This is a genomic window from Amycolatopsis sp. NPDC058278, assembly GCF_042881395.1.
Taxonomy (GTDB): domain Bacteria; phylum Actinomycetota; class Actinomycetes; order Mycobacteriales; family Pseudonocardiaceae; genus Amycolatopsis.
In genome coordinates this window covers 54,507-62,438 of the sequence record NZ_JBHVXZ010000056.1, presented here as the reverse complement: position 1 = coordinate 62,438, position 7,932 = coordinate 54,507, and the positions used below count along the sequence as shown (strand labels likewise).

The following is a 7,932-nucleotide window of genomic DNA, read 5'->3' as shown; positions in this document are numbered from 1 at the left end:
GGGCCCGCAAGCTTCCGCTGCCCCCCACGCTGCGCTGTGGGTTGCGGGCCCGGCTCAAAGTGATTTTTGGGCCTCAGGCGACGGGATGACCACCCCGCTCCTTTGTTGTCAGGACAGGGGGCGCCGCTTGGTCTCACTATCGGCGGATCAGCTCATCCGCCACCCACTGCGCCACCCCCTCGGGGTACGGATTCCCCAAGCCGAGCACGAAGTGCCCGAACCCGGCGTCCGCCGCCTCGGCGATCTTTGCCCGGGTTGTCTCCGGGCGCTCGTAATCCACCGGGAGGAAGATCGATCGGGTGATCTCCGCCGGGTCGCGGCCGATCTCTGCGCAGTACTTGTCCAGCAACCGGCTCCGGGCCGCCAGGTCCGCTATGTCGCCGCCGCCCGGGATGTTCCACAGGTTTGCGTGCTCCGCCACCACCCGCAGGGTGGCGCTCGCCCGGCCGCCGATCATGATCGGTGGGTGTGGGCTCTGCACCGGCTGGGGATTCCCGAATGCTCCGGTCAGCCGGACGTGCTCACCTTCGAAGTCGAACGGCTCCGGTGAAGTCCACAAGCGACGGATGACCGTGCACGCCTCGGCCAGGGCCGCCACGGCGTCCTCTTGACTGTGGTACGGCAGGCCGTGCGCGTCGTACTCCCGCCGGGCCAGCGGGTGGCTCGGCCGGGAGCCCGCGCCGATGCCGAAGTCGAGCCGGCCGCCGGAAACGATGTCGACCGTTGTGGCGATCTTCGCCAGCACCGCCGGTGGGCGGAACCGGTTGCTGGTGACCAGCAGGCCGATGCGCAGCCGCGACGTCTGGGCCGCCAGCGCCGAAAGCAGCGTCCAGCCCTCGAAGATCGGGCCATCCGGGTCGCCGCCGATCGGCATCAGGTGGTCGAACAGCCACGCGTGCTCGATCTCCGGCACCGTGTCCGCTTCGCGCCAGACGCGCAGGATTTCGTCGTACCCCACCTGCATCGGTGCGGTCAGGATGCCGAACCTCATCGGCGCCGCCGCAGCGACGGGTCGAGCAGGGCCGGCGGGGTGTCGAACTTCTCGCCCGGGGCCAGGTCGGTGCCCGGGGCGACGACCGCGTCGATCTCGTCCAGGACGTCGGCGGGCAGCACGGTGTCGGCGGCTTCGAGCTGCGAGCGCAGGTGGGCATGCGTGCGCGGGCCGATGAGCGCGCTCGTCACGCCGGGGTGCGCGGTGACGAAACCGAGCGCGAGCTGGATCAAGGTGAGCCCGGCCTGTTCGGCGAGCTTGGCCAGCTTCTCGACGGCGTCGAGCCGGGCCCGGTTGGCGGGGACGTCGAGGTCGAAGCGCTCCGGCAGGACCGCCGCGCGGCTGGTGGTGATCTCCCGGCCCGCACGGACCGCGCCCGACAGCCAGCCCGACGCCAGCGGGCTCCACGCCAGCACGCCCATGCCGTACTCCTCGGTCACCGGCAGCACGTGGGCTTCGATGCCGCGCTGCAGGATCGAGTAGCTCGGCTGCTCGGTGACGTACCGGCCGAGGTGGTGCTCGCGGGCGGCCCACTGCGCCTGGACGATGCGGTACGCGGGGAACGTCGACGACCCGAAGTACCGGATCTTGCCCGCGCGCTGCAGGTCGGTCAGCGCGGAAAGCGCTTCCTCATCGCTCGTGGCCGGGTCCCAGCGGTGGATCTGGTAGAGGTCGACGTGGTCGACGTCGAGGCGGCGCAGGCTGTCCTCGAGCGCGCGGACCAGCCAGCGGCGCGAGTTGCCGCGGTGGTTGCGCTCTTCGCCCATCGGCATGGTCGCCTTCGTGGCCAGCACGAGGTCGTCGCGGCGGCCGGCGATCGCCCGGCCGACGATCGTCTCCGACTCGCCCTGGCCGTACATGTCGGCGGTGTCGACGAGGTTGATGCCGGCTTCGAGCGCGGCGTCGACGATGGCCGTCGCCTCGTCCTGGGTGACGCGCCCGATGGCGCCGAAGTTCATCGCGCCGAGCGCGAGGGTGCTGACTTGGACGCCGGTGCGGCCCAAGGTGCGGTACTGCATGGGGGGTGCCTCCGTGGCATGATGAGCAAACGGAACGTTGCTCCGCTAACGATACGGAACTCTGTTCCGCTTAGCAAGGGAGGGGTCGGTGGACGAGCGCAAGCCCAAGCGGGCGGATGCCCGGCGCAACGAAAAGGCGCTGCTGGACGCGGCGGCCGCGGTCTTCGTCGCGTCCGGCGTGGACGCGCCGGTGCGGGACATCGCGGCGAAGGCCGGGGTCGGGATGGGCACGATCTACCGCCACTTCCCGACCCGGGCGGACCTCGTCATCGCGGTCTTCCGGCACCAGGTGGACGCCTGCACGGAGGCGGGGCCGGCCCTGCTGGCCGCGAACGACTCGCCGTACGCCGCGCTGGCGCAGTGGATCGACCTGTTCGTCGACTTCCTGGTGACCAAGCACGGGCTCGCCGGTGCCCTCCAGTCGGACAGCGCCGGCTTCGAGTCGCTGCACGCGTACTTCCTCGACCGGCTCGTGCCGGTGTGCGCCGAGCTGCTCGACGCCGCCGCCGCGGCCGGCGAGATCCGGGCCGCGGTGGCGCCCCTGGACCTCATGCGCGGGGTCGGCAACCTCTGCATCGGAGCGGACGACCCCCGGTACGACGCGCGCCGGATGGTGAAAGTCCTCGTCGCCGGGCTGAGGTGCGAGACCATGGGGACATGACGGCGTGGCGGGAGTGCGAAGCGGCGGAGCCGGAGTTCGCGCGGCGGGTGCGGGCCCTGTTCGACGCGCACAAGCACAAGACGATCGCGACCCTGCGGGCCGACGGCTCGCCGCGGATCTCGGGCATCGAAACGGTCTTCGAGGACGGTGAGCTGGTCTTCGGGTCGATGCCGAACGCGCGCAAGGGCGCGGACCTGCGGCGGGATCCGCGGTTCGCGCTGCACAGCGCGACGGTCGACCCGGTGGACGGCGAAGAGGCGCGGTGGCCGGGGGAGGCGAAGATCGCCGGGCGGGCGCGCACCGAGGACGGCGAGCGGTTCGTGGCCGACGTCGCCGAGGTCGTGCACACCCACCTGAACGAGGCGGCGACGCTGCTGGTGGTCGAGTGGTGGACGCCCGGCGGCGGCCTGCGCAGGGTCGAGCGCGAATAACTCATCTCTGCCCCTGCGAGACTGTGGGCTCTCCGGTAATTAAGTCAACTGCTTGACTTAATCGTGGATTGTCGCCATGCTCGGGCCGGGGACATTCACCAACGAGAGGCCCGTGATGACGCCAAGCCACACCGACCCGTTGCCGCGTTTCCCGTTCGAGGCCGCCACCGCGCTGGCGCCGCCGGCCGAGTGGGCCGAGTTCCGGGCGAAGTGCCCGGTCGCCCGCGTCGCGCTGGCCAGCGGGGACGAGGCCGCCCTGATCACCCGCTACGACGACGTCAAGAGCGTCCTGTCCGACCCGCGGTTCACCCGGCCGACGCCGGCGGACAACGCGGCCCGCGTCGCCGACACCGAATCGGGCGGGGTGTTCAACAGCGAGATGGCGTCCGTGCTCCCGCAGCACGGCGAAGACCACCTGACGTGGCGGCGCCTGATCGGCAAGTGGTTCACCGCCAAGCGGATGAACGCGCTGCGACCCGGTATGGCGGCGATGGCCGAGCAGCTCATCGACGAGATGGTCGCGAAGGGGGCGCCCGGCGACCTCAAGGCGGGTCTCGCCTTCCCGCTGCCGGTCTGGGTCATCTGCGACATGCTCGGCGTGCCCGACACCGACCGCGACCGGTTCGCCCACTGGTCCGACGTCATGCTCAGCATGACCCGCTACACGCAGGCGGAGTTCGACGCGGCGCAGGCGGAGTTCGGCCGGTACATGGGCGGGCACCTCGCGGCCAAGCGGGCCGAGCCGGGCGAGGACATCCTCAGCGCGCTGATCGCCGACGGCGCCGGCTGGTCCGACGCGAAGCTGGCCGCCACCGGCATCGGCCTGCTCATCGCCGGCCACGAGACCACCGCGAACATGATCGCGAAGATGACGGCGATGCTGCTGGCCGACCGGAGCCGGTGGGAGCAGCTGCTGGCCGATCCTTCGCTGGTGCGCACGGCGGTCGAGGAAGCCCTGCGGGCGGACGCCAACGCGGGCGTGGGCATGCAGCGCTACCTCACCGAGGAGTTCGAGGTCGGCGGCACGGTGCTGCCGGCCGGGACCACCGCGATGTGCAGCATGGCCGCGGCCAACCGCGACGAGGACGCCTTCGAGAACGCCGCCGAACTGGACCTGACCCGCAGCCCGAACCCGCACCTGGCCTTCGGCGCGGGCGCGCACGCGTGCCTCGGGCAGCCGCTGGCCCGCACCGAGCTGCAGGTCGTGCTGGAAGTGCTGCTGCGCAAGCTGCCGTCGCTGGAGCTCGCGGTCCCGGCGGACGAGCTGCGGCGGGTCGAGGGGCTCGCGGTCGGCGGGCTGCGGGAACTGCCCGTCCGCTGGTGACGGACCGCGCGCAGGCGACGCGGGAGCGGCTCCTCGTGGCGGCGGAACGCCTCTACGCCGAACACGGCGTGCCGGCCGTGTCCAACCGGCAGATCAGCGAGGCGGCCGGGCAGGGGAACAACACCGCCGTCGGCTACCACTTCGGCACCCGGACCGAGCTGGTGCGGGCCATCGTCCGCAAGCACACCGGGCCGATCGAGCGGCTGCGTGGTCGCCGGCTGGACGAGGGCGGCCACGTCGGGCTGCGGGACTGGCTCGGGTGCCTGGTGCACCCCACCACCGAGCACCTGGCCGAGCTAGGCGCGCCCACCTGGTTCGCCCGGTTCGCCGCCCAGGTGATGACCGAGCCGTCACTGCGCACGGTCGCCATCGAGGAGACGCTGACGTCCCCGTCGCTGGCGCGGACCCTCGCGGGCCTCTACCGGTGCCTGCCCGGCCTGCCCGCCGAAGTCCGCGCCGAACGCAACGACATCACCCGCCTCGTGCTGATGCACGCGATGGCCGAGCGCGAACGCGCCCTCGCCGACGGCGTGGGCACCCCGAGGGCCGGCTGGCGCGGCACCGCCACCGCTCTCACCGACGTACTGGCCGGGCTGTGGCTCGCGCCGGTCACGAAGTAACTCTCGAGGAAAGGAACCGCCATGAAGGTCACCGTGGACGAAGCCAAGTGCTGCGGGGCAGGCACCTGCGTCATGCTCGCCCCGGACGTGTTCGACCAGCGCGACGACGACGGCATCGTCATCCTGCTCGACGAACACCCCGGCGAAGCGCTGCACGGAGTCGTGCGCGAGGCGGCGAGCGTGTGCCCGGGTGTGGCGATTTCGGTCAGCGAGCAGGGATGATCGGCGACGTCCTGGTCGTCGGCGGCTCGGCCGCCGGGCTCGCGACCGTGGAAGCCTTGCGCCGCAAGGGTTACGCGGGCCGCGTGACGGTACTGGGTGCCGAGGCCCACCTGCCCTACGACCGGCCGCCGCTGTCCAAGCAGGTCCTCGGCGGGAGCTGGACGCCCGCGCAGGCGCAGCTGCGGACGCCGGAGGCGCTGTCGGCATTGGCCGCCGAGTTCCTGCTCGGCGACCCGGCGGTGCGGCTGGACGCCGGTGCGCGGACCGTCCACACGGCGGCCGGGCGGACCCTGACCGCGGACGCGGTCGTGCTCGCCACCGGGCTGCGGCCGCGCACCCTGCCCGGGCAGGACGGCCTCGGCGGCGTCCACGTCCTGCGCACCCTCGACGACACGCTGGCCCTGCGCGCGGACCTCGCGCCGGGCAAGCGCGTGGTGGTCGTCGGGGACGGCGTGCTCGGCGCGGAGATCGCCGCGACCGTGTGCGCGGCGGGCGTGCCGGTCACCCTCGCGGGCCCGCAGCCCGCGCCGCTGGCCTCCCAGTTCGGTCCCCTCGCCGCGGGCCTGCTCGCCGAACTGCACGCCGCTCGCGGTGTGGAGCTGCGGCTCGGCTCCGCGGTCACCGGGCTCGCCGCGGACGACGGCCGGGTCACCGGGGTCCGGCTGGCGTCCGGCGACGTGCTGCCCGCCGACGTCGTCGTGGTGGCCTTCGGGGCCGCGCCGGCGACGGACTGGCTGGCGGGTAGCGGGGTGCTGTGCGACAACGGCGTCGTGTGCGACTCCCGCTGCCGCGCGGCGGACGGGATCTACGCGGCGGGTGACGTCGCCCGCTGGCACCACGAGGGGCTCGACGCGCTGCTGCGGCTGGAAAACCGGACCAACGCCACCGAGCAGGCGGTCGCCGTCGCGGGGAACGTCCTCGGCGAAGACCGCCCGTACACACCGGTGCCCTACTTCTGGACCAACCAGTTCGACGCCCGGATCCACGTGCACGGGACGCTGTCCGCGGACGCCGAAGTGTCCGTTGTGGAGGGTGAGCCGCGCGCGGGCCGGTTCGTGGCGCAGTACCGCCGCGGGGGTGCCGTCACCGGCGTGCTCGGCTGGAACATGCCCAAGCAGGCCCGGTTGCGCCGCCAGGACATCACCGGCGGGGTCCTCGCCGGGCGGCCCTAGCCGAAACCCCCCATCCGTCGGTTGACGGCGTTCAGCGGTGGCGCAATCCTTGTTCGCGTTAACATCGCGGGAAGGGTGGGCCATGACGGCGAAGAGAGCGCTTTCCCGAATTCTCGGCGTGCTGGTGGCCGCGGCGCTGCCGCTGCTGCCCGCCACGCCCGCCGAGGCGGCTGTGTCCGTGGTCAAGATCGCCGACACCCAGCTCGACGCGAAGGCACTGTACTTCGTCTCCTACGACGGGCTGGTGAACAACGACTCCTTCCAGCAGAGCGGGATCTTCACCTACGCGGGCTACCAGTACGCGGCCTGGTACACCGCGGACCGCAGCGCGGTGGTCGCCCGGCGGGCCGGCGGCGGCGGTGCGTGGCAGACCGTCGCGCTGCCGCACAAGCTGACCGTGGACGACTCGCACAACGTCATCTCGATGGGTGTCTCGGCCGACGACGGCCGGCTGCACGTGGCCATGGACACCCACGGCAACCAGGTCTACTACGTCGAGTCGGTGGCCGGTCTGCTGTCCGCGCCCGCTTCGCACGCCTGGACGTCTTCGGCGTTCGGGGCGGTGCAGCGCACGCTGAACGGCGTCGACCTCGGGGCGATCACGTACCCGCAGTTCGTCGTCACGCCGGAGCGCAAGCTGCAGCTCAGCTACCGGACCGGCGCTTCCGGCAACGGCACCAACGAACTCGCGGAGTACAGCGGGGGCAGCTGGCGCAAGCTCGGGAAGTGGTCGTCGGCGACCGGCTCGTGGACTTCGAACGGCGTCACCAGCACGACCCGCAACATGTACCTGCACGGCCTCACCTACGGGCCCGGCGGGCGGCTGCACGCGACGTTCACCTGGCGCGAAGGCAATTCCGGGGTGCTGTGCAACGCCGGCGGGCTGGCCAACCACGACACCGGCTACGTCTTCAGCGACGACCGCGGCCGGACCTGGCGGAACAACGCCGGCACGGTCGTCGCGACGACGGGCGGCACGCCGGTGGCCGTGTCCTCGCCGGGCACGGTCGTCGACCCACTCGGGGTCGACCACGGGCTGATGAACCAGGAGAGCCAGGCCGTCGACTCCGCGGGGCAGCCGCACGCGGTGATCAGCTACGTGCCCGGCCGGTTCACCCAGTGCGTCACGAACTACTCCGCCCAGCGCAAGCAGTACGGCCGGACCTTCTTCCTCAGCCGGGCGGCCGACGGCACCTGGACCAAGCGTGAAGTGCCGGTCGCGCCCGAGTCCACCCAGCGGACGAAGCTGGTCTTCGACCGCGCCGACAACGCCTACCTCGTCATGCCGTTCGGCCGGATCGTCGCGGCCACCGAGGCGAGCGGCTGGACCGACTGGAAGACGGTGTACAGCCCGGACCTGCACGCTTTCGGCGAGGTCGACGTCGACGACTCGCGGCTGGCCGCCGACGGCGTCATTTCCGTGATGTACCAGCAGGTTTCGAGCGGGACGACGCCCTCACCGATCCGGGTGGCCGACTTCCGCCTCGGCTGA

The 7,932-nt window shown here is 72.1% G+C and carries 9 protein-coding genes; 7 read left to right on the top strand and 2 right to left on the bottom strand.

Features of this window, described 5'->3' with window-relative positions; all coding sequences use genetic code 11:
• Positions 1-136 precede the first annotated feature (136 nt).
• Both ACFVYA_RS27405 and ACFVYA_RS27400 read right to left on the bottom strand, forming a co-directional pair.
• Positions 137-991 carry an LLM class flavin-dependent oxidoreductase gene (locus tag ACFVYA_RS27405; protein WP_387049003.1) on the bottom strand — a complete coding sequence of 285 codons (855 nt, stop codon included), beginning with the start codon at positions 989-991 and terminating at the stop codon, positions 137-139.
• Positions 988-2,010, bottom strand: coding sequence for an aldo/keto reductase (locus ACFVYA_RS27400; protein WP_387049001.1), 1,023 nt, complete (start codon positions 2,008-2,010; stop codon positions 988-990). Before ACFVYA_RS27400 ends, ACFVYA_RS27405 begins: the two co-directional genes overlap by 4 nt.
• An 88-nt stretch (positions 2,011-2,098) precedes the next feature.
• Here ACFVYA_RS27400 and ACFVYA_RS27395 point away from each other — a divergent pair, with 88 nt between their 5' ends.
• From ACFVYA_RS27395 to ACFVYA_RS27365, 7 genes are all read left to right on the top strand, one after another.
• Complete coding sequence (locus ACFVYA_RS27395; RefSeq protein WP_387049000.1) at positions 2,099-2,671, top strand: TetR/AcrR family transcriptional regulator; 573 nt, start codon at positions 2,099-2,101, stop codon at positions 2,669-2,671.
• Positions 2,668-3,102 carry a pyridoxamine 5'-phosphate oxidase family protein gene (locus ACFVYA_RS27390; RefSeq protein WP_285985591.1) on the top strand — a complete coding sequence of 145 codons (435 nt, stop codon included), beginning with the start codon at positions 2,668-2,670 and terminating at the stop codon, positions 3,100-3,102. Before ACFVYA_RS27395 ends, ACFVYA_RS27390 begins: the two co-directional genes overlap by 4 nt.
• A 115-nt stretch (positions 3,103-3,217) precedes the next feature.
• The gene (locus tag ACFVYA_RS27385; RefSeq protein ID WP_285993921.1) at positions 3,218-4,426 is read left to right on the top strand and encodes a cytochrome P450; all 1,209 of its coding nucleotides are present in this window, start codon (positions 3,218-3,220) and stop codon (positions 4,424-4,426) included.
• Positions 4,423-5,046, top strand: coding sequence for a TetR/AcrR family transcriptional regulator (locus ACFVYA_RS27380; RefSeq protein WP_387048998.1), 624 nt, complete (start codon positions 4,423-4,425; stop codon positions 5,044-5,046). The genes ACFVYA_RS27385 and ACFVYA_RS27380 overlap by 4 nt, the downstream gene beginning before the upstream one ends.
• A gap of 21 nt (positions 5,047-5,067) precedes the next feature.
• Positions 5,068-5,268, top strand: coding sequence for a ferredoxin (locus tag ACFVYA_RS27375; protein ID WP_285985589.1), 201 nt, complete (start codon positions 5,068-5,070; stop codon positions 5,266-5,268).
• Positions 5,265-6,440, top strand: coding sequence for an NAD(P)/FAD-dependent oxidoreductase (locus ACFVYA_RS27370; RefSeq protein ID WP_387048996.1), 1,176 nt, complete (start codon positions 5,265-5,267; stop codon positions 6,438-6,440). The genes ACFVYA_RS27375 and ACFVYA_RS27370 overlap by 4 nt, the downstream gene beginning before the upstream one ends.
• Positions 6,441-6,522: 82 nt before the next feature.
• A complete protein-coding gene (locus ACFVYA_RS27365) occupies positions 6,523-7,932 on the top strand; it encodes a BNR repeat-containing protein (protein ID WP_387048994.1) in 1,410 nt (469 codons plus the stop codon).

Bases quoted from the DNA above. Each gene is read 5' to 3' on its own strand.
- ACFVYA_RS27405 (WP_387049003.1), bottom strand. From the start codon at position 991: ATGAGGTTCGGCATCCTGACCGCACCGATGCAGGTGGGGTACGACGAA.
- ACFVYA_RS27400 (WP_387049001.1), bottom strand. From the start codon at position 2,010: ATGCAGTACCGCACCTTGGGCCGCACCGGCGTCCAAGTCAGCACCCTC.
- ACFVYA_RS27390 (WP_285985591.1), top strand. From the start codon at position 2,668: ATGACGGCGTGGCGGGAGTGCGAAGCGGCGGAGCCGGAGTTCGCGCGG.
- ACFVYA_RS27385 (WP_285993921.1), top strand. From the start codon at position 3,218: ATGACGCCAAGCCACACCGACCCGTTGCCGCGTTTCCCGTTCGAGGCC.
- ACFVYA_RS27375 (WP_285985589.1), top strand. From the start codon at position 5,068: ATGAAGGTCACCGTGGACGAAGCCAAGTGCTGCGGGGCAGGCACCTGC.
- ACFVYA_RS27370 (WP_387048996.1), top strand. From the start codon at position 5,265: ATGATCGGCGACGTCCTGGTCGTCGGCGGCTCGGCCGCCGGGCTCGCG.
- ACFVYA_RS27365 (WP_387048994.1), top strand. From the start codon at position 6,523: ATGACGGCGAAGAGAGCGCTTTCCCGAATTCTCGGCGTGCTGGTGGCC.